Raw genomic sequence first — 22,309 nt, forward strand, 5'->3', positions numbered from 1 at the left:
CCCCCGCCCCCCCCCCCCCCCCCCCCCCGCCCCCCGCGCCCGCCGCCACCCCAACCCCCCCCCCCCAACCCCCACCCCCCCCCCCGCCCCCCCCCCCCCCCCCCCGGCCCCCCCCCCCCCCCCGCGCGGCCCACGGCACGCCCATGACCGTGGGCCGCGCGACAGGCACATGTGGGGTGCCGTCAGCATGACGCTTTCCGGGAAAGGGGTCGAAACGGGATGTTCGCGTATTCGACTGTTGCGAGTGCGTGCCGCCCGCTGCCATGGGCGCCGCCCCTGGTTGGATGTCCATGGGGCCCGGTGTCCCGGGCTTGCCATGTCCGGTCTTAGATGAGTTCACCGAGACGGAGGAGTTCCTCGATCTCGCCGAGCTTCGCGGACGACAGGACTCCCGCCCGCTCGATCAGGTCCTCCCGGGCCAGCGTGACCAGCCAGGTACAGGGGATCAGACCTGGACGTGGGAGTGCGACCCGCAAGACGCCTTCACGCGGCAGCCCGTCGGGCGCGCCCACGGCCACCTCGACGGCCATGTCGCCCAGGTCGGTGCCCGCAGGTTCGACGACCTGCATCGCACGGAACCCGTACGTCGGTTCTCCCGACAGCAGTACGACAAGTCGACGCTCGTCGAAATCTGCCCACCAGACCTCGCCGTATTGCATATTTCCTCTCAATGTTCTCGTCGATCTTGGCGTGAAGCCCGGGATCGAACCCTGTGGCGCACGGACAGGACCGCCCCCACGATGCTGATCGTGACTGGGATGTTCGCATATTCGGGGTGCCGGTAAGAAACATGTCATCAGCCGCAAACGCGGGTGATCTAGCTGGCCTGTGGCTCGGTCGCGGTGAGCTGGCGGCGGGCCCGAACGACAGTGCAGGTTCCTCCGTTCTGGCTGGTGTGCGTCCAGGACGGCCGCATGGCCGAGATGTGGACGGACCGCGACGGCACCGCCTGACATCGGCGGGACCTGCCGGCTACGTGCCGTGGGCCTTGATGTCACCGACCATCTGGGCGGCGATTCCCTGTTCGAGTCGCTGGTCGGTGGAGCCGGGATAGCTGATGTAGGTGATGGACTCGACGTGCCCGGTCAGGGCGAACAGGACGTCGTAGTGGAGGACGATCTGCTGGCCGTTGAGGAGGACGTTCTCGTCGATGTGAATCATGCTGGTGATGCCGGGCGGCGCGGGACGGTGGGCTGCGCCGGTGACGGTTGCCGTCGCCGTCTGGTCGGGATGGTTCTGGCGCTCACCCTGCAGGAGGGCCACGCGGAGGTACTCGCCGACGTATGCCGGTGTCTGGTCGGCTGCCACCAGCGTCCGATCACGCTGTATGTCCCCGGTCCGCGCGATCTCGACATCGCTGACGACCGACATCCCGCTCTCCTGGGCGAGGTAGAGCGCCACGGCCTGGTAGGTGGCGCGGGGGCTTGGGGGATGGGACGGGGCCCCGGACTGGCTTTCCACCGCGGCCATCAGCTCGCCCGCACCGCTGTCCGGTCCCTGAAGGACCGAGCCCGACAGCTGGAAACCTGGCAGCACCGGGCCGGCGTTCAGCAGGTAGTTCTGCGCCGACAGGTTGCCGTACCCGCGGTTCGCCTGCCGGTCCTCGAGCTGCTTGTTCACTTTCAGCGGGTTGTAGCCGAAGGGGATGAGGAGGGCAGTGCCGGGTATCTGCCCGATGATGGAGGCGAGCACGAGGAAGGCAACGACGCTTCCCGCCCCCAGCCTCCAGAAGTACTTCCACAACCGGACCATGTAGATCCAGCCCGGAACCACGAGCACGGAGCTCACGGCCACGACGAGAATCCGCGACCAGGGCGTCCCGAACCACAGGGAAATTTCCAGAAGCAGGGCGAACGGGGTGGAAAAAGCGCTCACGAGGATGAACATCGTGAGGATCTCGCGGCTGCTGCGCTCCACTCTGGATCGGCGTCTCGCCAGCCATGAGAACATCACTGAAATGCCCACGAGGTTGACGGAAAAATAAATAGGAAGAATAAATTCCTGCTCGAGGTTGCTCAGCCTCAGGAAGGTTCCTGCCAGTCCCAGGGAGGAGATCAGAATGATGATCTCAAGCATTTCCGTGGCGGCGCGGAAGTTTCTTTCCTCGAAGATGTCGATGGTATGCCCAACCGGGCGTCGCGCCATCCGCCACCAGGCATGCAGGAAGGTTCTCCACGCGGGCAGGCGCAGCAGAACGTTGAGGACGGCGAGGACGCCGTTCTGCTCGCGGCCGAACTCGGCACCGCAGCGCGCGCAGAACTGCCCCTCACCCTGTTCACCACACTCCGGGCAGGCCGCCATGGCCGTCCCCTCCCCCCGTTGTCACTGGCCGCAATTATGCTCCATGAGGGTAGGGTTTCAGGGGTAATCGGGCCTTTGACCTGCCGGCTACCCAACAGGTCCCGGGGTTACCCCGTGCCTGCCAACAGCGGTTCGGGGCTCGATCACCAGCAGTTGGTCGCCGAGCTCGTCGCAAAGGCCCGCACTGGGGGCGTGGATCTCGTCGGGCCGGTGGGCTGCTGATCGGGCTGACGAAATCCGTGCTCGCAACGGCCCTGGAAGCGGAGACGAGCGCGCACCTGGGTTACGACAAGCATCACCCGGCCGGCCGTGACAACGCAGATTCCCGGAACGGGATTCGGACGAGGACGGTGCTGATCGAGATCGGCCCGGTCGGGATCGTGGTGCCCTGCACACGGTCGCCTACGCGCCGCTTTCGACTGGAGCGTTGGCTTCCTGGCCGCGTTCACGGTGGCGGTGGCGGGGTTGGTCCAGCTCCTTCCCTCGCCGGCCCCCGCTCCCGCGGGCTGGTCAGTCGGGCCACTCCTCCTCGATCATGTTGATGTCGATCATGTTGATGCCCAGGGTGTCGGCGAGCAGATGGGTCAGGGCGACCAGGTCGCTGCTGGCCACCGCGGCGCCGGCCATGCTGGTCACTCCGCTGACGTCCGCCAGCGTGCAGTTGATCAGTCGGGTGCCGTCCATCCGGGCTCCGGAGAACTGCGCGCCGCTCAGATCGCAGGCGCTGAAGGTCGCTCCCCGAAGGTCGGCGTCGTGAAAATCGGCCTGCCTGAGGTTGCAGTCGACGAACCAGGAATCCGTTGCGGTGGACGACTGGAAACTGGAGAAATCAAGCCGGCAGTCCCGAAAGGTCACGTCGCGTAGTCGTCCGTTGGCCCAGGAAAACCCGGTCATCCTGCATGTCGTCATCTCGACGCGGACCAGGGACGAGTTCGTCGCCTGCAGATTCGACAGGTTGGATCGCTCGGTGACCGTGTCCATCACCATGGCCCGGGAAAGCCGTGTGCCACTGAGATCGGAGTTGACGATACGACACTTGTCGATCTCTATTGCCGTGGGGTTCTGGCCGGAGAGATCGCTGCCGTCGAACAGGGTGTTCGTGTAGAGGTCGTCGTCGTCGAGCCCCGGCACGCTGACTACGATGAGCGATGCCGGTACCGCAGGGGCGGCGGGCCGGCGTGTCTGGGCTGCTCGCGGTGCTCGGCTCGAACGTGTGGGGGGCATGGCGGGAAGTGTAGTGCGCCGCGAACCGGCGGCCTGCATGCACAGACCGTGAAGCTCGGTGTGCATCTCGGACCGAAGATTCCGCTGCTTGTCGATTGTCCGTGGAATTTCGGCGGTGACGCCGTCGCCGTCGCCGTCCTCGCCGGAGGCGGAGCGGTTTCCTCGTCCGCGCGTTCGCCGTGTCGGCCCTCGCCGGTCGAGGGCCACGGGTAGGCGTCGATGGTGTATCCGGCCGCGGTGATCGCGGCGGGGGTACGGGTGCGTGGTGGCGGCCGGCGAACTGGTGGCAGAGGCCGGTGTGGTCGCGGGTGTGGAGCGCGGCGATTCTGTCGGCCAGCCAGTCGAATCGGAAGGGTGGCCTGGGGCCGACGCCGCTTCCTCCGCGGAATGTGCCCGCGAAGGGTTGTCGAGGTCAAGAACGGCGGAGGCGGTGCTGCGATCCGGCGGCGGGCGGCAAGAGTATGTCGGGTGGCCGACATATCCTTAGCGGCCGGGGACTTTTGCCCGTACTCTTGAGGTTTTCCCGGTCAAATTCTGTGCGGAGAGCATCGAACCGTTTTCCGATGTCGCGGAGGCTGTGCGGAAAACGGCGCCTACCTGCCCGCATTGTCTCGAAGTTTTTAAGGAACTTGACGCTCACCCCGTTCGCGCGAAAAATGACGGTGTGCCGGTAGTGCCGGTAGGTCGACCGTTTGCGTGTCAGTTCTCATCTCACGTCGAGGAGCGTCCATGCGTCCACGCCGGCTGTTGGTCGTCGCCCTGATGGGGGTGGCGGCGTCAGTCCTGACCTTCGTCGGCGCCTCGCCCGCATCCGCATCCCAGGGATTCTGTAGCCAGAACCTGCCTGGGTGGCAAATCGTCCCCGACGACCCGTCGGCGACGAACCCTCCGGCCCGCTATCCTCAGGATGAAAACGGCCAGCAGGACGGCGCGGCCGAGATCGTCATCTGGGGCAGATCGGCGGGCCCGTCCCTGGGTCAGTTCGTCGTGCAGTTCCGTAACCTGCGGCCGAACGGCAAGTACGCCGTTCTGGGGCAGGTCGGTACTTTCCGGGATGGCACGGACCTCGGTCAGACCGGCACTATCGGCTCCGCTCCGGGAGGCGCCTGGTGCTCGGAGACCTTCACGGGCACCAACATCTGGGCCAACCTGACCTACAGCGCCGGTGGGCACCAGTACGGGCAGACGGTCCAGGGTTACATTGATGGAAAGAGGCAATAGCCCTCGGTTCGGTGGGAAGGTCGGCGCTGACAGACAGGGTGGTGTGAACCCGGTGAAGGAGGTCAAGGCTGGCCGCGCGCCGACCGGCAGATCCACGGGATGACCAGCGTGAGCGCTGGATCGTGGAGGTCGGGCCCACGGGCGGGTCCAGGGCGGCGGCAACCCGGTACTCGGGGTTCAGCGAGAACCAGCGGGTTGGCTACGGTAGGCGTGATCGTCACCTGGCTCCCGATGCAGATTCGCACCGGGAACGACCTCGTCATCGTCCGAACTGGCCTACGATCCCGGCCGAGTGATCCGGGCCGAGGTGAATGCAGATCGGACTCATGACGTCTCCGGACCCGGCTCTTCCCGGAAAATATGCCCGCTTCGAGCGCGAGCGCAGATTCCTGCTTGCCGACCTGCCCCGCAACCTGCCGGCAACCGCTCTTCGCACGATCACCGACCGCTATCTGATCGGCACCACCCTGCGCCTGCGGCATGTGGCCGACCAGCAGGGAGGTCACCGGTACAAGTTCACGCAGAAGATCCCCGCTGAACGTCCCGGACCGGTGCAGGGCCTGATCACCAACACGTACCTGTCCAGAACCGAGTACGACCTGCTGGCGGCTCTGCCCGCGAGGACGCTGGTCAAGACGCGGCACAGTATCCCGCCCTTCGGCATTGATGTCTTCGCTGCTGCGCTGCACGGGCTTGTCCTGGCCGAGGTCGAGTTCGAAACCGACGACGCGATGCTCGCCTTTCGACCGCCGAGCTACGTGGTCGCCGAGGTCACCGAGGATCGACGGTTCACTGGCGGCACCTTTGCGACCGCGTCGCGGGAGCAGCTGACGTCCTGGCTCGCCGAGTTCGGCATCGACATCTGAGGTGGTTCCCGTCTGCCGGCACGCACCGGCTGATATCTGCTGCGTGCCGGCGTGCCCGGCGCTGGGAACCCTCAGGTGCCGAGGTTCGCAGTGGTTCCAGGGCCCGTAAACCCCATCAGCCCCCGGTATCCGCGTACAGAAGATCGAAGATTTGGCCGGCGGCCGGTGGCGAGTTTCGCTACACGCCCGCGGGCCGTCCCGATGGCTGGGTCGACCCGGCCAGCGCCGTCATCACCGAAACCGCCCCGGGGGTGCCGCCACCCGCTACGCGCATGACCCGTACGGACGGGTGGTGGCTGCTATCGACCCACCCGGCGGGCGGTGCACGTTCTGGCGGCGCACGGCTAGTGGACTCCCGGCGGGCGCCTTGCCGCCGCAACCATGCCGCTGGGCCACCGCGCGACCTACGGCCATGGCCGGGCCGGCCGCTGCGTCCAGACCGCGAGTCCCTCCGGGGCACGCCTGTACTCGTCGGCGTTTTTCCCGATGAGGGGCAGCGCCCTTCGTCGCTGCTGATCCGTGTAGCGGGGACAACCGACAGTAAGATAATCAACGGCGTTGACAAGCGTTCGCGCAATGATCTTAAAAGATCGTTTGGGTCGGGATACACCGGACGGCATCCCCCGATCGGGCGACCCGCGACGATGTCCGGGCGGTAGGGCCGATGGGATGACATGGTCTGGACCGGTGGGTGTGTGACCTGCCCGAACGGGGGACTACGCAGTGACGGCCGAGGGGTGGGGGAGGCGCGGGATGGCGCTCGGTGGCCGGTTGGACCGGGCCCAGCGACGCCACCGCAGCCTCGGGTTCGTCATCGCCGTGCTGTACAAGTTCTCCGACGATCAGGGCGGCTACCTGGCAGCGCTGATCACCTTCTACGCGTTCCTGTCGCTGTTTCCGCTGTTGCTGCTGCTCACCACGGGGCTCGGGTTCGTCCTGCACGGCCATCACCATCTGCAGGAACAGGTGGTGAGTTCGGCGCTCGGTCAGTTCCCGATCATTGGCGATCAGCTGCGCAGCGACGTGCAGGCCCTCAAGGGCAGCGGTACCGCCGTCGCCATCGGCGTCATCGGCGCGGTGTTCGGCAGTCTTGGGGTGGCCCGTGCGATCGGCAACGCGCTGGACACGGTGTGGGCGGTCCCGCGGCGGTCCCGGCCGAACCCGTTCTTCGCCCGGCTGCGCAGCCTGAGCCTGATCGGTCTGCTCGGTCTCGGCGTTCTGCTGACCACGGTGCTGGCCACCGTCACGACCGGCGCCTCGGCGTTCGGCCGGCTCGCGGTCGGGCTGCAGGTGCTCGTGGTGATCGCGGCCATGCTGGGTAACGCGGGCCTGATCCTGGTCGCGTTCAAGGTGCTGACCGCCCGGTCCGTGCGGGTGATGGAAATCCTGCCCGGCGCGGTGTTCGCCGCCGCCGGATGGCAGGCCGTGCAGACCCTGGGTGGCTACTACATCGCCCACCAACTGCGGGGTTCCACCCAGGTCTACGGGTTGTTCGGCCTGGTTCTGGGCCTGATGACCTGGCTGTACTTCCTCGCGGTGATGGTCGTGATCGCCATGGAGATCAACGCGGTGTGGGTGGGCCGGTTGTTCCCCCGTGCACTGCTGACCCCGTTCATCGACCACGTCGACCTGACCGACTCCGACCGCCGGGCCTACACCTCCTACGCCCAGGCGGAGCAGTTCAAGAGCTTCCAACGCGTCGACGTCACCTTCGGCGAGCAACCCACGCCCGCCGCACCGGACCCCGCCGATGCGCCGCAACCATCTGGCTCGGACGCGCCGCCTCCATCTGGCTCGGACGCGCCGCATCTATCTGGCTCGAAGGACTCGTCCGCACCGCCACCGGGCCACAGCTCGACGGGTTAGGTCGGATCGTGTTCCGTGGCTGCTCCGGCGGGGTGGTCAGGGCCGTAGCGGTCATCGCCGAGGCGGACCGGGGAGAGCAGCACGGCTGTCGGCGTGGGCGCCTCACCCACCAGGACGGGCCACAGCCCGTCGTCGACGCCCGTGCGGGCGGCGTGCATGGTCCGCACGCGGGGGGCATCCGTGGGCACGAACCCGCCATCGTCGACGCCGACGATGACGTGCGCCCCGATCAGGGCGTGTCGCAGGGTCCGTTCGTGCCAGCCGGATCCGGTCGGTCCCTCGTCCGCACCGTGCCACGCGGGCCAGGGAGCGGCATCGTCCAGTCGGGGGTGCCAGCCGGAGGTGTTGACCAGGTCGGCGCGCAGGCGGACCAGCGGATGCGGGCCATCGGTCAGACCGGCGCTTAGCCGCAGCTCGCCCTGCACCGCCCAGCTGTCCCAGGCAACCCTGATCGGCGGCGCACCCGCACGGAGCACGGGACGCGCGTGTCGACCCGCCGGCGCGGTCAGTCGCACGGCGTGGGTCCGGCCCGCCTCGTCACCCCGCCCGCCGACGGCCCGCATCCGCGGCTCTCGTGGCTCCCACGGATCGGGCCGCGGTGCGCTCGGATGCGGCAGCCAGCCACGAGACCAGCGGGCGTCCGGCGCCGACGGCGCCGGCGGACGCGCGGCCAACAGCACCCACAATGGCACCCGCTCCTCGACCTCATGGGGGATGTACGCCGTACGGCGGGTCGCCGCCGGGCCGCGGCCGACCGCCCCGCCTCGGACGTCGGCGAGCCACGGCGGACGGTCGGAGCCGCTGGCGTCCACCGGGTCGTCGTCGGCGCGCGTGGTCAGTTGTAGCCAGCGCACCCTGACCCGAAGCATGGTGTGTGGGGTCGCGTCGAGCAGACATTCGGTGTGCGCGGACGCCCGGACGAGCGCGTGCCCCCTCGCCTGGGCCGGTGGGGCCAGTACGCCGATGGGGCCATCCACCGGGTCGGCGGACAGCCGGTCGGCCTGGCCCACACCGGCGTGGTAGATCGCGGAGTCGGCGACTGCCAGGGCGCGATCGAACTCCTGCGTCCGCTCGTACGCCTGAACGGCGCCGTACGCCCGCAGATCGTCATGACCCCGAATGTCGTCGTAGCCCTCGATGGCGTCGTGGGCCTGCAGACCGCCGTGGAGCGGAACTGCATCGTGCAACGGGGTGGGGTCGTGCAACGGGGTGGGGTCGTGGGTCTGGCTGTCGTCGTCAGCCGGAGGCTGGCCGGCTGACCGCGGGTGCTGGCACGTCCGACTGCGATCGGACCCCCGCGCCCGGTCGAACGATGGCCGTGACGTCCTCATCACCCTTCTCCCTTCGGACGGGATCACACCGGACGTTTCAAGCTGACCGTACGACCAGCGCCGTAGGACCACCACCTGGGACGATGGCGGCCGGTCGGCCGAAACGCAGGGTTAGGCCCGTCGCCGCCGACCGGGACGGACCTGCTCCGATCGGGCAGCATGGAGGGCGTGACGGAACGGGGCGGGGACGTCGGGAGCGGCGATCGCAACGGCGACACCGGCGGCGACACGGCGTTCGAGGCGGCGTTCGAGCAGCTGTGCGCGCTGGTCACCGCGGGGGGCGTGGTCGCGCTGAGTGGTGCGGGGATCTCCACGGAGTCCGGGATCCCGGACTACCGTGGCCCGAACGGGGCACTGCGTCGCCACACCCCGATGACCTATCAGGACTTCGTCGGTGCGCCGGGCGCGCGGCATCGCTACTGGGCGCGTAGCCACGCCGGCTGGCGCCAGATCGCCGACGCCGTCCCCAATCCGGGCCATCACGCCGTCACCCGACTGGAGCAGGCGGGTGCCATCACCGGAGTCGTCACCCAGAACGTCGACGGGTTGCACCAGCGGGCCGGCACGGTCAACGTCGTCGACCTGCACGGCAGCCTGTCGCGGGTGATGTGCCCCGACTGCGGGCAGTACAGCAGCCGCCGGGAGCTCGATGCCCGGCTGCAGGCCGCGAATCCGGACATCGAGGTCGTCGGCGCCCCCGTCAACCCGGACGGCGACGTCACCCTCTCCGACTCCGACGTCGCCCGGTTCGTCATGGTCGGCTGTGCGGCCTGCGGCGGCGACCGGCTCGAGCCCGACGTGGTCTTCTTCGGCGCGACGGTGCCCCGGCCCCGGCTGGCCCAGGCGGTCGCGCTCGTGGAGGGCGCCCGGGCGCTGCTGATCCTTGGATCGTCGCTGGCCGTCATGTCGGGCTACCGGTTCGTACTGCGGGCCGCCGAGCTCGGCATTCCGGTCGCGATCGTCAACCGGGGCCCGACCCGGGGGGACGGCCGGGCGGCGGTGCGGGTGGACGCACCGCTGGGCGTGGTGCTGCCCCGGCTGGCCGCCGCCGTCACCGGTCGGCCGGTGCCCACGTCGATCGGATGATCGCATGATGCGGTTCGGTAGCCGATCGTGAACCGGCGCCGGACGAACCGCGGCAACCCCACCTGGTCGACCCGGGCGATCCGGGCCGGGCACTGTGCCGGCCGGGAACTGTGCCGGCCGGGAACTGTGCCGGCCGGGCACGGAACACGTGCGCGTGGCTGTGAGGATGGAGGCATGCGCCCCGTCTCACCGCTGCCACCTGGCTATCTGACGTACCGCCAAGCCCTGGGCACCGAGTCCGAGATCGCCGCGATCGTCGCCCTCGTCGAGTCCGCCTACCGGGGGGAGTCCAGCCGGGCGGGATGGACCACCGAGGCGGACCTGCTCGCCGGCCGACGCACCGACTCCGCCGAGGTGCGGGCCGCTGTCACCGACCCGAACAGCCTGGTTCTGCTCGCCACGGACCCCGCGGGCGAGCGGGTGGGCTGTTGCCACGTCCAGCGTCGCATCGAATCGCCGGCGCAGCCCACGGCGACATCGGCCCGAACCGGGGATGTGGCCCAACCGGGGAAACGGACCCGAGCTGGGAAGGGGGACCGATCTGGGGATGCAGGTCAGGCCTGGACAGGAGCGGTCGGCGCCTACTTCGGGATGTTCGCGGTCCGCCCGGGCCTGCAGGGCGCCGGCATCGGCGGAAGTCTGCTGGCCCGGGCCGAGCAGCACGCGGTGCGCACCTGGGCGGCCCAGTGGATGGAGATGCTCGTGATCGCCCAGCGCGGTGAGCTGCTCGACTGGTACCACCGCCGCGGTTACACAACCACGTCCCAGCATCGGCCGTTTCCCTACGACGACCGCCGGTTCGGCGAGCCACTGCGCCCCGACCTGTACTTCGTCGTGCTGCGCCGCCGGCTTGGCTGATGGGGTGAAGCACTGCGCGACGTCGGATTTCCGCCAGCGTCCGGGCCGTACGGGGCGCAGGGTGGTGACATGACGACGACACGGGGCGGCCCTGCGTCCGGGTCCGCGGACAGCCGGCAGACGACGTACACGACGCTGCCGAGCCCACTGGGAGATCTGTTGCTGGTCGGGATCGAACGGCCGGACCTTCCGACCGGATTCGCCCTGTCGGGCCTGTCCTGCATGACCGGTCAGCCGCGCGCCGCCCGGCCGGGTCCGACGTGGCGCCGAGCACCCGAACCATTCCGGCCGGCGGCCACGCAGCTTGCGGAGTACTTCGCCGGACAGCGACACACGTTCGATCTACCCCTGTGGACCGGCGGGTCGGCGTTCGCGGAGCGGGTCTGGCGGGCGCTGGAGACGATCCCGTTCGGCACGACCATCACCTACGGCCAGCTCGCCGGACGGATCGGCGCCGGCCGTTCTGACGCCCGTGCCGTCGGCACCGCGGTCGGGGCGAACCCACTGCTGCTGGTCCGGCCCTGTCACCGGGTGATCGGCGCCGACGGAAGACTGCGCGGCTTCGCGGCCGGCCTCGACCGCAAGGAGTTCCTGCTCCGCCACGAGGGCGTTCTCGGCGCGGCGCTCGACCTGCCCATCCCGCCGCCGGCCGCTCCGCGGCACGTCCCGTCCGCCAGCACCCCGTCCGCCGGTACCCTGTCTGTCAGCGCGTCGTGACCTCACGGAGTCAGGACATCGGGCTCCCGGGCGTGGATCCGGCGAGCGTCCACCGGGACCTGGACGCGGCCGGCCATGCCCTGACCGGGCCGGTGCTCAGCGCGCGGGACTGCGACGACCTCGCGGGACGCTTCGACGCCGAGACCGGGTTCCGCGCCGACGTCGACATGGCCCGCCACCGCTTCGGCGAGGGCAGGTACCGGTATTTCGACCATCCCCTGCCCCTGGTCGTGACCTCCCTGCGCCGGGCCTTCTACCAGCTGCTGCTGCCGGTCGCCCAGGACTGGGCCGCCCGCCTTCGACGGCCCGCGCCCTGGCCACCGACGCTGGACGACTGGCTGGCCGAGTGCGCCCGGGCCGGCCAACGGCTGCCCACACCGCTGCTGTTGGGCTACCGGGCCGGCGGCTGGAACGCGCTGCACTGCGACCTCTACGGTGAGCTCGTCTTCCCGCTGCAGGTCGTGATCGGACTCGACACCCCCGATGCGGACTACACCGGTGGGGAGTTCCTGCTCGTCGAGCAGCGACCGCGGATGCAGTCCCGGGGCACGGCGCTGGTGTTGCCCCGTGGCCATGCGCTGGTGTTCACCACCCGGGACCGGCCGGTCCGCTCGACGCGGGGCTGGTCGGCGGCGGCGGTCCGACACGGGGTGAGCACCGTCCGTTCGGGCCGGCGCCGCACGCTCGGGCTGATCTTCCACGACGCCGCCTGACCGTCCACGAACACGGCACCGGCACCGAAGCGAGTGCCGATGCCGATGCCGATGGTCAGCCCTTCACGCACAGGACGGCGCGCAGTTCAGCGACGACGTCCACGAGGTCGGTCTGGGCGGCGATGACGTGGTCGATGTTCTTGTAGGCCGCGGGGATCTCGTCGAGGACACCGGCGTCCTTGCGGCACTCCACGCCGTGGGTCTGGGTGGCGAGGTCGTCCAGAGTGAAGGTGCGGCGTGCTCGGTTGCGGCTCATCGTCCGCCCGGCGCCGTGGCTTGCCGAGTGGAACGAGTCGGGGTTGCCGCGCCCGCGGACCAGGTAGGACCGAGTGCCCATCGAACCGGGAATGATCCCCATCTCCCCGGACCGCGCCGAGATCGCGCCCTTGCGGGTGACCAGGACGTCGGCGCCGAAGTGGTGCTCGGCGGCGACGTAGTTGTGGTGGCAGTTCACCAGCGCGAAGGCGTGATCGCCCGCATGCGGACCGTCCTCGGGTGGGGTGGGCGTGCGCAGGGTCGGCAGCAGGGTGCGCAGTGCTGCCGCCGCAGCGGCGAGCATCGCGTCACGGTTACGGCGCGCGTAGGTCTGCGCCCAGTCGAGGTCATGGCGGTAGGCGCGCATCTGTGGGGTGCCGGCGAGAAACACCGCGAGGTCACGGTCGGGCAGGCCGGCATTGTGCTCCAGCGTGCGGGCCACGCCGATGTGCGCCTCGGCCAGCTCCTTGCCGATGTTGCGCGATCCCGAGTGCAGCATGATCCACACTGCGTCGTCGGTGTCCAGGCAGACCTCGACGAAGTGGTTGCCCGAACCCAGGGTGCCCACCTGGGCCATGGCACGTTCGAACCGGCCCTGCACCCGCGGGTGCAGATCGGTGAAGGAGTTCCACAGATCATCCTGGGCGCGGGCGTGTGCCGTCGTCTCGGCGTGGCTGCTCTTGCCGACCGGGATGGCCGCCTCCAGCGCATGACGCAGAGCCGCGAGGTCGTCGGGCAGGTCCGCGGCGCGCAGGTTGGTGCGGGCCGCGGCCATCCCGCAGCCGATGTCGACCCCGACGGCGGCCGGTGACACCGCGTCCCGCAGCGCGATGACGGACCCCACGGTGGCGCCGTAGCCGAGGTGGACGTCGGGCATCACGGCCACGTGGTGGTGGACATACGGCAGTGACGCGACGTTGCGCAGCTGATCGAGAGCGGCGTTCTCGATCTCCTCGGGCCTGGTCCACAGCCAGATCGGGTGTGCGGCGTCCGCAAGCGTCGCGACGGGGCTCATCGGGGCTCATCCTCTCTTGTGATCATCGTCCGGATATTCACGCACGGCCCGGGCTCCGCCATGCGTTAACGGCTGATTTCCCCCGCCTTCCGGGACGGGATTAACCGTGCCGCCGGCGAGATGATTTCGGCGGACTGTGGGGACGACTCCCGGTGTTCGGCGGCTTGTTCAGGATGCCTGAACCCAAGCGGTTTCGCGAACCATTTTCGACCGGCTCGGGCGGCTCGACCGGTGTTCCGCGGCCGCGGCCTTCTCGGTCGGCGTCGCGGCCTGTGCCTCAAATGTTTCGGTCAGGTTACAAATCGGCCCTGGGTGCAACGGGAGCCGTGCGCAGCAGGTCCAGCAGCGGACGGACGGCGGCTGGTACCGGCTCGTTCACGGTCAGCACCGTGCGCCGGCCCGCCTCCCTGATCTCCACTACGTAGGAGAACCGGTCGGCGCCGCCGTGCCGAGGCGACTGTTCGGTGGAACCGGCGCCCGCAACGTCCGGCGATCCGGGGCGACCGCTTGTGCCGAGGTCGGAATCGACGGACGTGGCGTCTGCGGGCACCGCATCCAGTGCCCGGGCGACGAAAACGCGTAGCTGGTCGGCCTCGGCGTCGGGCAGGTCGGAGGTGTCGAGGGTCCGGCGGATCGGCACGCCCAGGACCCCGCCCGCGCGGACAACCGCCACCCGCACACCTCCCATCTGCGGCGCGGGATCCCCTGCGGTCTGGTTACCCACGGCCTGGCCGGTCATGGTCGGGTCGTTCGTGGGCGGGGTGGCGTCGTCCGGAGAGTCAGTGTTCGCGTTCATGGAGCTATCGTCCGCCCGTCCGCCCGTCGCGGCGGGCGCGGGCGAGGCCGTCTCCGTGGATTATCCGCATTCAGTGGCGAGGCACATCTGTTCCGGCTTTCGTGACGTTCACTGTTGGGCGCACGTCTTTGGTTGGTTTCCGATGGTTGGACGTCCAGGGATCCTTGGTGTTGAGACGGGTATGACTACGACGCGATAACAGAACTGACGGGATGTGTTCTCTCCGTTCGCGGATCCGCGTAGTGTCCCTACCGGTATACCGGGTTATTTTCGATGGTTTCCGATCGTAGGACGTCCTGCGATCCACGGTTGCAGAGGTGGTCGGCATGAATGTCGTGCAAAGGCCGGGGCTGATTGCCGGACGATCGGGGCGGTGCTCCGAGACGACTGCCGTCGCAACGACGGTGACGCCGGCGACCGCACCCACGCAGACGGTGCCGGTGGGACCTGCCCCGATCGGGCCGGTACCGGCGGAACCCGCGCGGGTGGGCCAGATACCCACCGGCCCAGCCCAGGCAGGCGCCCCACCGGCAGCTTCGGTACCAGCTGGCGCTCCGCTGGTGAGCCCGGTATCCGCGGGCCCCGTGTCATCTGTGGATCGCGGGTCGACCGGGTCGTCCCTACCGTCGGTGCCGGCGGAGCCGTCCGAACTGGCCGATGCGGGGATCCGGTTGCTGGCCCCCGACGGCACCCTCGTGCCCGACCCGCGGTTCGAGGTGCTCGCCGACCACGACCTGTGCCGGGAGTTCTACCGGTCCATGGTGCTCGCGCGGCGCCTGGACGCCGAGGCCACCGCGCTGCAGCGCCAGGGTGAGCTGGTGCTGTGGATCCCGCTGCGCGGGCAGGAGGCCGCCCAGGTGGGGTCGGCCCAGGCGGTCGGCCCGCGTGACTTCATCTTCCCCAGCTACCGCGAGCACGCCGTGGCCTGGCATCGGGGGGTGCCGGCTGCCGAGGTGCTGCGTCTGCTGCGCGGCGTGAGCCACGACGGGTGGGACGTCGCCGCCCACAACATGGCGAACTACACGATCGTGCTGGCCTCGCAGACCCTGCACGCCGTCGGCTATGGCATGGGTGTCCTGCTCGACGGCGACGTCGGTACCGGCGACGCCGAGCGGGACACCGCCGTGCTTGTCTACCTGGGTGACGGGGCGATGAGCCAGGGCGACGCGAACGAGGCGTTCGTCTGGGCAGCGAGCTTCGGGGCGCCGGTGGTGTTCCTGTGCCAGAACAACCAGTGGGCGATCTCGACGCCGAGCCGCCGCCAGTCGCCGGTGCCGCTGGCCCGGCGCGCCGACGGTTTCGGCTTCCCGGGCCTGCGGGTCGACGGCAACGATGTGCTCGCCATGCACGCGGCGACGAGCTGGGCGTTGGCCCACGCCCGCGGCGGCGGTGGCCCGGTGCTCATCGAGGCCAACACCTACCGGATGGCCCCGCACACCACGTCCGACGATGCGACTCGCTACCAGCCGGCCGCCGAGGTCGCCGCCTGGAGCGCCCGCGACCCGATCGAGCGGCTGCGCCGACTGCTCGCCGCCGACGTCGACACCACCTGGTTCGACGAGATCGACGACCAGGCCGCCGCCGCCGCGGCCCAGCTGCGCCGCGACTGCCTCGCCCTCGACCCGCCGGAGCCGACGACCATGCTCGACCACGTCTACGCCGAGGAGACCGCCGACGAACGCGACCAACGGACCTGGTTCACCGCCTACCGCGACTCCTTCCTCTGACCGGCCGAACCGCGTGCCGCTGGCCTGCATGCGCGGCGACGCGCTCTCGCTGACCTCCTTCCGCTGACCCAGGCCGGTAGTGCGACCACACTGTTCCTGTGACAAACACCGGTCCCGTGATCAGCCCTGGCCCTGTGACGAACGCCGACCCCGTGCCGAACGCCGGCCCTGTGCCGAACGCCGACCCCAGGACCAGCAGCGCAACGGTGGCCGGCGGCGGCGCGGCGGCTGCGACGTTCGCCTCGCTCAACCCGGCGACCGGCGAGGTGGTCGGGCGTTTTCCCATCCAGGACGACGCGGCGGTGGCCGCCGCCGTGGCCGCGGCCCGCGCCGCCGTGCCCTGGTGGGTGGGACTGGGCCAGGCCGGGCGCCGCGAGCGGCTGCTGCGCTGGGCGGCGCAGCTCGTCCGCGACGACCGTGAGCTCGTCGACCTGCTGCACGCCGAGAACGGCAAGACCGTCGGGGACGCCCGCCTCGAGCTGCTGCTCGTCCTCGAACACATCCGCTGGGCCGCCCGTAACGCCGGCCGGGTGCTGAAGAGCCGGCGCGTCCTGCCCGGTCCCTTTCTCGCCGACCACACCGCCCGGGTGGACTATCTGCCGCTCGGGGTCGTCGGCGTCATTGGACCCTGGAACTACCCGCTGTTCACCCCGATCGGGTCGATCGCCTACGCACTGGCTGCCGGCAACACGGTGGTGTTCAAACCGAGCGAGTACACCCCGGCTCTGGGCACCCGCCTGGCGACCAGCTTCGCCGCCGCCAACCCGGACGCCCCCGCCGGCGTGCTCGGCGTCGTCACCGGTCTCGGTGCCACCGGCGCGGCACTGTGTGCCGCCGGCGTCGACAAGATCGCCTTCACCGGTTCGGCGCGCACCGGACGGGCGGTGATGACCGCCTGCGCCACCCGCCTGATCCCACTGATCATGGAATGTGGCGGTAAGGATCCGCTGCTCGTCGCCGAGGACGCGGATGTCACCGTCGCCGCGCGGGCCACCGCCTGGGGAGCGATGGCCAACGCCGGGCAGACCTGCGTCGGCGTCGAACGGGTCTACGTCGCCGCCTCCGTCGCCGCGCCCTACCTCAACGCCCTGACCCGGGCCCTTGAGGGCATCCATCCGGGCATGGCATCCGACGCCCCCTACGGTCCGATGACCATGCCGGCCCAGCTCGAGGTGGTGCGCCGCCAGGTCGACGACGCCCTCGCCCGCGGCGCCACCGCCCTGGTCGGGGGTTCCGCCGCGGTGGGGGACCGGTTCATCGCCCCCATCGTGCTTGTCGACGTGCCCGACGCCGCCGAGGTCATGCGGGACGAGACGTTCGGCCCGGTCGTCACCGTCCGCACCGTCACCGATATCGACGAGGCCATCGCGCTCGCCAACGCCACCCCCTACGGCCTCGGCGCCACGGTCTTCTCCCGTCGCCACGGGGACGAGATCGCCGCCCGGCTGGACGCCGGGATGGTCACCGTCAACGCCGTGCAGTCGTTCGCCGGCATCCCCGCCCTGCCGTTCGGCGGCCGCGGGGAGAGCGGGTTCGGCCGGGTGCACGGCGCGGACGGACTACGCGAGTTCGTCCGCCCCCGCTCGGTGGCCACCCGGCGCCTGGCCCTGCCCGGCACCACCCTGACCACCTTCCGTCGCCCACCTGGCCTGCTCGCCCTCATCACCCGCCTCACCCGCCTGCGCCACGGCCGCACCGCCACCCCAGCCGACTAGGCCGCGGCGTCGCCCAGCGATGGCCGGATCCGCTCGAGCATGCCGGGGTTCTCGTCCAGCGTGACGAGACGGGCGTGGGGATGGACGGCGAGCACCCGCCGCGCGAGGGAATCCTGTAGATGCTCGTAATCAGGTACCTCGGAGCGCATCATGCGGAGGTACGTCCGCCGATCGAAGTGAAACTGCGACATCAGGGCCGCCTTGCCCATCACGGATTGTCAACAACAGGGTGCGAGTGCGGGACGTATCGGGCGACATACCGCACGTAGCGGGCAGAGGGTCGGCACCCACCGAAGGGCGCATCTAGCGTGGGCCGCGCCATACTGAACCTAGGGGGCCTGATGACTCTACGTCGCGGATTGGCCGCTTCGGCGCTGGTCGGTGCGCTCAGCCTTACCGGCGGGCTCACCTCGACCGCGTCAGCCGCTTCCGGTATCTCGCCCGGCTCGGGCACGTCGGCTGCGTCAGGGGCCTTAGCCGCATCGGGCGGATCCGGCGGATCCGGCGGATCGAGCGCGGGGCAGACGGCGGCCCAGAGCGCGGCGAAGGCCGCCGCGGTCGTGCGGGCGGCCGGCTACACGCCGATCTCGTTCGGCGGATACGACGCGGGCAACGACCTGAGTGTGATCATCGGACTGTTGTCGACGTCCGGGGACGGGCATCCGCAGCGAGCGTTCCTGTTCCATCACGCGACCCTGGTCGGCTATGACGCGCCGCAGCCGAGCGCGACGGTCCGCTGGATCTGGTCGACCGACCGGCAGGTCGCACTGCAGTACGACCTGTACCGGCCGGGTGACCCGATGTGCTGCCCGAGCGCCGGTGGCGCCACGGTCCGCTATGCCTGGAACGGCTCCGGGGTGAGTCGGCTCGACGCCCTGCCCAGCGCCGCCACCTCGGCCGCGACCAGCCGACGCTGATCGGCGGCCAGGGCCCGGTGTCATGACGAACGTCTGCCGCGTGCGTCCCGACGTCGGCCGCGCGTGGCCCGAACGGAGGGTGCCGTCAGTGGCCCTCGACGGCCTCGACCAGCTCGGTCAGCACGCCGCCGAGGGCCTTCGGGTGGACGAAGGCGATCCGGCTGCCCGCGGTGCCGTGCACCGGCGTCTTGTTGACCAGGTCGAAGCCGGTGGTGGTCAGCGCGGCCAGGGCGCTGTCGATGTCGGCGACACCGTAGGCGATGTGGTGGATGCCCGGACCCTTCTTGGCCAGGAACTTCCCGACCGGACTGTCCTCGCGCAGCGGCTCGAGCAGCTGGACGTAGGAACTGCCGGCCTCGCCGCTGTTCACCAACAGCATCGCCTCACGTACGCCCTGACGCTCGTTGTCCTCCTGGTGCACCACGGTGAGACCGAAGGCCTCCTCGTAGAGGGGAATGGTGTCGGCCAGCGACGCCACCGCGATACCCACATGATCGATCCTGGTCAGCACAGCACTCTCCTCGCTTCGCGGGCCGGCCGCGGCAGCCGGGATCCGCGGAGTCCGGATCCGCGGGGCCGCCGGGCCTGGCCGCAGTCCCAGCCGGTCCGGTGTCCCAGCGTGCCTGGTGACGGTGTCGGCGTCGACCGATGCGGACCGATGTCGGACGTGATCGTCGTCGCCCACCCGGCGGCCGGCACGCGGCCACACCCCAGGACCGGTCCGGCGGTGTCCCTCCGCGATCCATCCGCATACGGAGCAGTGCGTCAGCGGCCGGTATCGGCAAGCTGTCCGGAACGTCGTAGAGTGCTGCTTTATCAGCCTTGCTCCAGACGTCGAGACACCAACGTTAGGGTCACCTTGTCCACGACGCGTCGCGATTCGTCCACCGTCCACACAGGCCAGCCAGGCCAGGTCGCCGGCGCGACCCGGTACCAGATCGGTGAGGTGGCCGAGCGGGTCGGGTTGTCTCTGCGCACGGTGCGGTACTACGAGGAGGCCGGGCTCCTCATGACGGCGGGCCGCACCCCCGGCGGCTTTCGGCTCTACGGCGACGAGTCGGTCGACCGGCTGCTCGTCATCAAGAAGATGAAGTCCCTCGGGTTCACCCTGGACGAGATGCGCTCGTTGCTGTCCGTGCGTGACGAGCTGGCCGCCCCCGGCGTGCCGGACGCGCGCCGTGCCGAGCTGCGCGACCTGCTGCGCACCTGGGTCGTGCTAGCGGAGGAGAAGCTCGCCACCCTGCGGGCGCAGGCCGGCGTCGCCGAGGATTTCGTCATCGGACTGCACACCGATGCGGACCGTTCGGCGTGAGTGTGCCGGACTGACCGCGAAGGCGGCCGGGCGACTGGTCGTGTCACCGATCAGGCCACTGGCCGGGCATCGCCTGGGCACGTCCGGTCCCTCCCGTTCGTCACGGGAGGGTGAAGGCGCCACGTTGACCGGGTATCACGCTGGCCGGATACCCGCTGACCAGGCATTACCGTGGCACGACCGATGCTTGAAGATCCGACCGTCCCACCCACTGTGAATAGGGTCGAATTGTCCACTGCCAGCAGTGCCACGTCGTCCGCCGACGCCCGCGACCGCCGGTACGAGATCGGTGACGTCGCCATCCTGGTGACGTTGTCTCTGCGTACCGTCCGCTTCTACGAGCAGGAAGGTCTGTTGGTCCCGGTGGGTCGCACCGACCACGGCATCCCGCTCTACGACAACGACGCCCTCGACCGCTTCTTCCTGATCAAGAAGATGAAGCCGCTCGGTTTCACCGTCGAGGAGATGCGTTCGCTACTCACCCTGCGTGAGGAAATCGGCAAGCCCGGGCTGACCCCGCTCGACCGGGCCCAGGTCCGCGACCGGCTGCAGACCTGGGTGAGCCTCGCCGAGGAGAAGCTCGCCTCGCTGGAGGAGCAGGTTCGCCTCGCCGAGGACTTCATGCTCGGCCTGCGCGACGATGCGGCCCGCTCCCTGCGCGCCGACCCCGACGCCCACAGCGCCCAGGACCTCTTCGACGACACCTTCCTCAACTTTCTCACCGAACCCCTGCACGACGGCGACGGCGACGGCGACGGTGTCGGTGGTGCCGGCGATGGTCGCGTCGGCGGGGCGCCGCGTGAGGGCGGGGCATCGGGTGCGGGCCCGACCTCCGGCGAGGACGAGACGGGGAACGGCGCCGGGCCGCGCGCCGGAGGCTGACCGTCGGCGGATGGGCGTCTGCCGTGGGCAGATCTGCCGCAGGCAGATCCGCGCCCGGATCAGCCCCGCAGCGGTGAGGCTGGAAGCTGCCGGCCTGCGCGACCCGCAGCTTCCGACCCCGCCGGCGGAAGGATACCCACCATGATCGACACATCTCCGCTGCCTCCGGGCCTGGTCGCCCCAGGCGGTGCCGCCCGGCTGGCTGGCGGCGCCCATCCGTCCGCGGGCCTGGATGACCAGGTCTACGCGCGGCTGCTCGACAGCCGGATCGTCTTTCTGGGCACCGTCGTCGAGGACGACGTGGCCAACGCGATCAGCGCGAAGCTGCTGCTGCTCGCCGCCGAGAACCCGCGCGCCGACATCTGGCTCTACATCAACTCCCCGGGCGGATCGGTCAGCGCCGGGATGGCGATCTACGACACGATGCAGTTCGTCGAGAACGACGTGGCCACCGTGACCCTCGGCCTGGCCGCCTCCATGGGCCAGTTCCTGCTGTGCGCGGGCGCGCCGGGCAAACGGTACGCCCTGCCGCACGCACGGATCATGATGCACCAGCCGCACGGCGGCATCGGTGGGACGGCCGCCGACATCTCCATCCAGGCCGAGCAGATGCTCTACACCAAGCGGGTGCTGCAGGAGCGGATCGCCGAGCACAGCGGGCACAGCGTCGAGCAGATCGAGGCCGACTCCGACCGCGACCGCTGGTTCACCGCCGTCGAGGCCCGCGAGTACGGCCTGGTCGACCACGTCGTGCAGCGTGTCGGCGAGGTGCCCGGCGCCCATGCCGGCGGCATCGGCCCACGTCGCGCCGCCGGCCATGCCGGCTTCGAGCCCGAGGGCGGGGCCCGATGAACGCCGGGTACGGGGCGCCGTCCGCGCGGCAGGTGCTGCCCAACATCGTCGAGCGGACCTCGCGCGGCGAGTACTCGATGGACCCGTACTCCAAGCTCCTCAAGGAGCGGATCGTCTTCCTCGGTGTGCAGATCGATGACATCTCGGCCAACGACGTGATGGCGCAGCTGCTGTTCCTCGAGTCCGAGGACCCCGACCGCGACATCTCCATCTACATCAACTCACCCGGTGGGTCGTTCACGTCGCTGACGGCGATCTACGACACGATGCAGTTCATCCGTCCCGACGTCGCCACGATCTGCATGGGCCAGGCGGCGTCGGCCGCGGCCGTCCTGCTCGCCGCCGGCACGCCCGGCAAGCGTCTGGCGCTCGCGCACAGCCGGATCCTGATCCACCAGCCGTCCGCGCAGGGTGAGGGCCAGTCCAGCGACCTGGAGATCCAGGCCCGGGAGATCCTGCGGATCCGCACCCTGCAGGAGGTGCTGCTGGCCCGTCACACCGGCCGCGACGAGGCGCAGATCCGCCGCGACACCGAACGCGACAAGATCTTCAGCGCCGAGGAGGCGAAGGCCTACGGCCTGGTCGACGAGGTCCTGACCAGCCGCAAGCTCTCCGCCACCCGCCCGGTGACCGGCGCGGCCTGAGCCTGATCATC

At 70.0% G+C, this 22,309-nt stretch carries 23 protein-coding genes; 15 read left to right on the forward strand and 8 right to left on the reverse strand.

Annotated elements, in window-relative coordinates; genetic code table 11:
* Nucleotides 1–326: 326 nt before the first annotated feature.
* Nucleotides 327–659, reverse strand: coding sequence for a type II toxin-antitoxin system PemK/MazF family toxin (locus ND747_RS24465; RefSeq protein WP_251736536.1), 333 nt, complete (start codon nt 657–659; stop codon nt 327–329).
* Between the two features lie 313 nt (nt 660–972).
* Nucleotides 973–2,301, reverse strand: coding sequence for a hypothetical protein (locus tag ND747_RS24470; RefSeq protein WP_251736537.1), 1,329 nt, complete (start codon nt 2,299–2,301; stop codon nt 973–975).
* 239 nt (nt 2,302–2,540) lie between these two features.
* Between ND747_RS24470 and ND747_RS24475 the strand changes: the two genes are divergently transcribed.
* Nucleotides 2,541–2,843: a transposase gene (locus ND747_RS24475; RefSeq protein WP_251736538.1), complete on the forward strand. Its 303-nt coding sequence runs from the start codon at nt 2,541–2,543 to the stop codon at nt 2,841–2,843.
* On the opposite strand, the gene ND747_RS29915 is transcribed toward ND747_RS24475, so the two are convergent.
* Nucleotides 2,812–3,432, reverse strand: a complete 621-nt coding sequence (locus ND747_RS29915; RefSeq protein ID WP_251736539.1) for a pentapeptide repeat-containing protein — start codon at nt 3,430–3,432, stop codon at nt 2,812–2,814. The genes ND747_RS24475 and ND747_RS29915 overlap by 32 nt on opposite strands.
* A gap of 822 nt (nt 3,433–4,254) precedes the next feature.
* Here ND747_RS29915 and ND747_RS24485 point away from each other — a divergent pair.
* From ND747_RS24485 to ND747_RS24495, 3 genes are all read left to right on the forward strand, one after another.
* The gene (locus ND747_RS24485) at nt 4,255–4,746 is read left to right on the forward strand and encodes a hypothetical protein (protein WP_251736540.1); all 492 of its coding nucleotides are present in this window, start codon (nt 4,255–4,257) and stop codon (nt 4,744–4,746) included.
* A gap of 326 nt (nt 4,747–5,072) precedes the next feature.
* Nucleotides 5,073–5,612 carry a hypothetical protein gene (locus tag ND747_RS24490; RefSeq protein ID WP_251736541.1) on the forward strand — a complete coding sequence of 180 codons (540 nt, stop codon included), beginning with the start codon at nt 5,073–5,075 and terminating at the stop codon, nt 5,610–5,612.
* Nucleotides 5,613–6,365: 753 nt separating this feature from the next.
* On the forward strand, nt 6,366–7,478 hold the full coding sequence (locus ND747_RS24495) for a YihY/virulence factor BrkB family protein (RefSeq protein ID WP_251736542.1): 1,113 nt from the start codon (nt 6,366–6,368) through the stop codon (nt 7,476–7,478).
* Here ND747_RS24495 and ND747_RS24500 read toward each other — a convergent pair.
* The gene (locus ND747_RS24500) at nt 7,475–8,665 is read right to left on the reverse strand and encodes a hypothetical protein (protein ID WP_251736543.1); all 1,191 of its coding nucleotides are present in this window, start codon (nt 8,663–8,665) and stop codon (nt 7,475–7,477) included. The two genes, ND747_RS24495 and ND747_RS24500, sit on opposite strands and share 4 nt — an antisense overlap.
* A 303-nt stretch (nt 8,666–8,968) precedes the next feature.
* On the opposite strand from ND747_RS24500, the gene ND747_RS24505 reads away from it, so the two are divergent.
* The 4 genes from ND747_RS24505 (at nt 8,969) to ND747_RS24520 (ending at nt 12,183) form a co-directional block, all read left to right on the forward strand.
* Nucleotides 8,969–9,895 (forward strand): NAD-dependent protein deacetylase, encoded by a 927-nt coding sequence (locus ND747_RS24505; RefSeq protein ID WP_374216315.1) that lies wholly within the window; start codon nt 8,969–8,971, stop codon nt 9,893–9,895.
* Between the two features lie 174 nt (nt 9,896–10,069).
* Entirely contained in the window at nt 10,070–10,753 is a 684-nt protein-coding gene (locus tag ND747_RS24510) for a GNAT family N-acetyltransferase (RefSeq protein ID WP_251736544.1), read from the forward strand.
* Between the two features lie 69 nt (nt 10,754–10,822).
* Nucleotides 10,823–11,470: a methylated-DNA--[protein]-cysteine S-methyltransferase gene (locus ND747_RS24515; RefSeq protein WP_251736545.1), complete on the forward strand. Its 648-nt coding sequence runs from the start codon at nt 10,823–10,825 to the stop codon at nt 11,468–11,470.
* A 92-nt stretch (nt 11,471–11,562) separates the two neighbouring features.
* The gene (locus tag ND747_RS24520) at nt 11,563–12,183 is read left to right on the forward strand and encodes a 2OG-Fe(II) oxygenase (protein WP_374216317.1); all 621 of its coding nucleotides are present in this window, start codon (nt 11,563–11,565) and stop codon (nt 12,181–12,183) included.
* A gap of 55 nt (nt 12,184–12,238) precedes the next feature.
* Here the strand turns inward: ND747_RS24520 and ND747_RS24525 are convergent, their stop codons facing one another.
* Entirely contained in the window at nt 12,239–13,453 is a 1,215-nt protein-coding gene (locus tag ND747_RS24525) for an RtcB family protein (protein WP_251736547.1), read from the reverse strand.
* 295 nt (nt 13,454–13,748) lie between these two features.
* Nucleotides 13,749–14,249, reverse strand: a complete 501-nt coding sequence (locus tag ND747_RS24530; RefSeq protein WP_251736548.1) for a protealysin inhibitor emfourin — start codon at nt 14,247–14,249, stop codon at nt 13,749–13,751.
* Nucleotides 14,250–14,878: 629 nt separating this feature from the next.
* On the opposite strand from ND747_RS24530, the gene ND747_RS24535 reads away from it, so the two are divergent.
* Both ND747_RS24535 and ND747_RS24540 read left to right on the forward strand, forming a co-directional pair.
* Complete coding sequence (locus tag ND747_RS24535) at nt 14,879–15,976, forward strand: thiamine pyrophosphate-dependent enzyme (RefSeq protein WP_251736562.1); 1,098 nt, start codon at nt 14,879–14,881, stop codon at nt 15,974–15,976.
* 134 nt (nt 15,977–16,110) lie between these two features.
* The gene (locus ND747_RS24540; RefSeq protein ID WP_374216316.1) at nt 16,111–17,691 is read left to right on the forward strand and encodes an aldehyde dehydrogenase family protein; all 1,581 of its coding nucleotides are present in this window, start codon (nt 16,111–16,113) and stop codon (nt 17,689–17,691) included.
* Here the strand turns inward: ND747_RS24540 and ND747_RS24545 are convergent.
* On the reverse strand, nt 17,688–17,843 hold the full coding sequence (locus tag ND747_RS24545) for a hypothetical protein (RefSeq protein ID WP_251736549.1): 156 nt from the start codon (nt 17,841–17,843) through the stop codon (nt 17,688–17,690). The genes ND747_RS24540 and ND747_RS24545 overlap by 4 nt on opposite strands.
* Before the next feature lie 189 nt (nt 17,844–18,032).
* On the opposite strand from ND747_RS24545, the gene ND747_RS24550 reads away from it, so the two are divergent.
* Nucleotides 18,033–18,608 (forward strand): LppP/LprE family lipoprotein, encoded by a 576-nt coding sequence (locus ND747_RS24550; RefSeq protein WP_251736550.1) that lies wholly within the window; start codon nt 18,033–18,035, stop codon nt 18,606–18,608.
* A gap of 85 nt (nt 18,609–18,693) precedes the next feature.
* Here the strand turns inward: ND747_RS24550 and mce are convergent, their stop codons facing one another.
* A complete protein-coding gene (gene mce, locus ND747_RS24555; protein WP_251736551.1) occupies nt 18,694–19,119 on the reverse strand; it encodes a methylmalonyl-CoA epimerase in 426 nt (141 codons plus the stop codon).
* A 348-nt stretch (nt 19,120–19,467) separates the two neighbouring features.
* On the opposite strand from mce, the gene ND747_RS24560 reads away from it, so the two are divergent.
* The 4 genes from ND747_RS24560 (at nt 19,468) to ND747_RS24575 (ending at nt 22,298) form a co-directional block, all read left to right on the forward strand.
* The gene (locus ND747_RS24560; protein WP_285901061.1) at nt 19,468–19,920 is read left to right on the forward strand and encodes a MerR family transcriptional regulator; all 453 of its coding nucleotides are present in this window, start codon (nt 19,468–19,470) and stop codon (nt 19,918–19,920) included.
* A 228-nt stretch (nt 19,921–20,148) separates the two neighbouring features.
* A complete protein-coding gene (locus tag ND747_RS24565) occupies nt 20,149–20,802 on the forward strand; it encodes a MerR family transcriptional regulator (protein ID WP_251736552.1) in 654 nt (217 codons plus the stop codon).
* Nucleotides 20,803–20,943: 141 nt separating this feature from the next.
* A complete protein-coding gene (locus tag ND747_RS24570) occupies nt 20,944–21,654 on the forward strand; it encodes an ATP-dependent Clp protease proteolytic subunit (RefSeq protein WP_251736553.1) in 711 nt (236 codons plus the stop codon).
* Nucleotides 21,651–22,298 carry an ATP-dependent Clp protease proteolytic subunit gene (locus ND747_RS24575; protein WP_251736554.1) on the forward strand — a complete coding sequence of 216 codons (648 nt, stop codon included), beginning with the start codon at nt 21,651–21,653 and terminating at the stop codon, nt 22,296–22,298. The genes ND747_RS24570 and ND747_RS24575 overlap by 4 nt, the downstream gene beginning before the upstream one ends.
* Nucleotides 22,299–22,309: the final 11 nt, after the last annotated feature.

This window comes from Frankia sp. R82, from assembly GCF_023716925.1.
Taxonomy (GTDB): Bacteria; Actinomycetota; Actinomycetes; order Frankiales; family Frankiaceae; genus Frankia.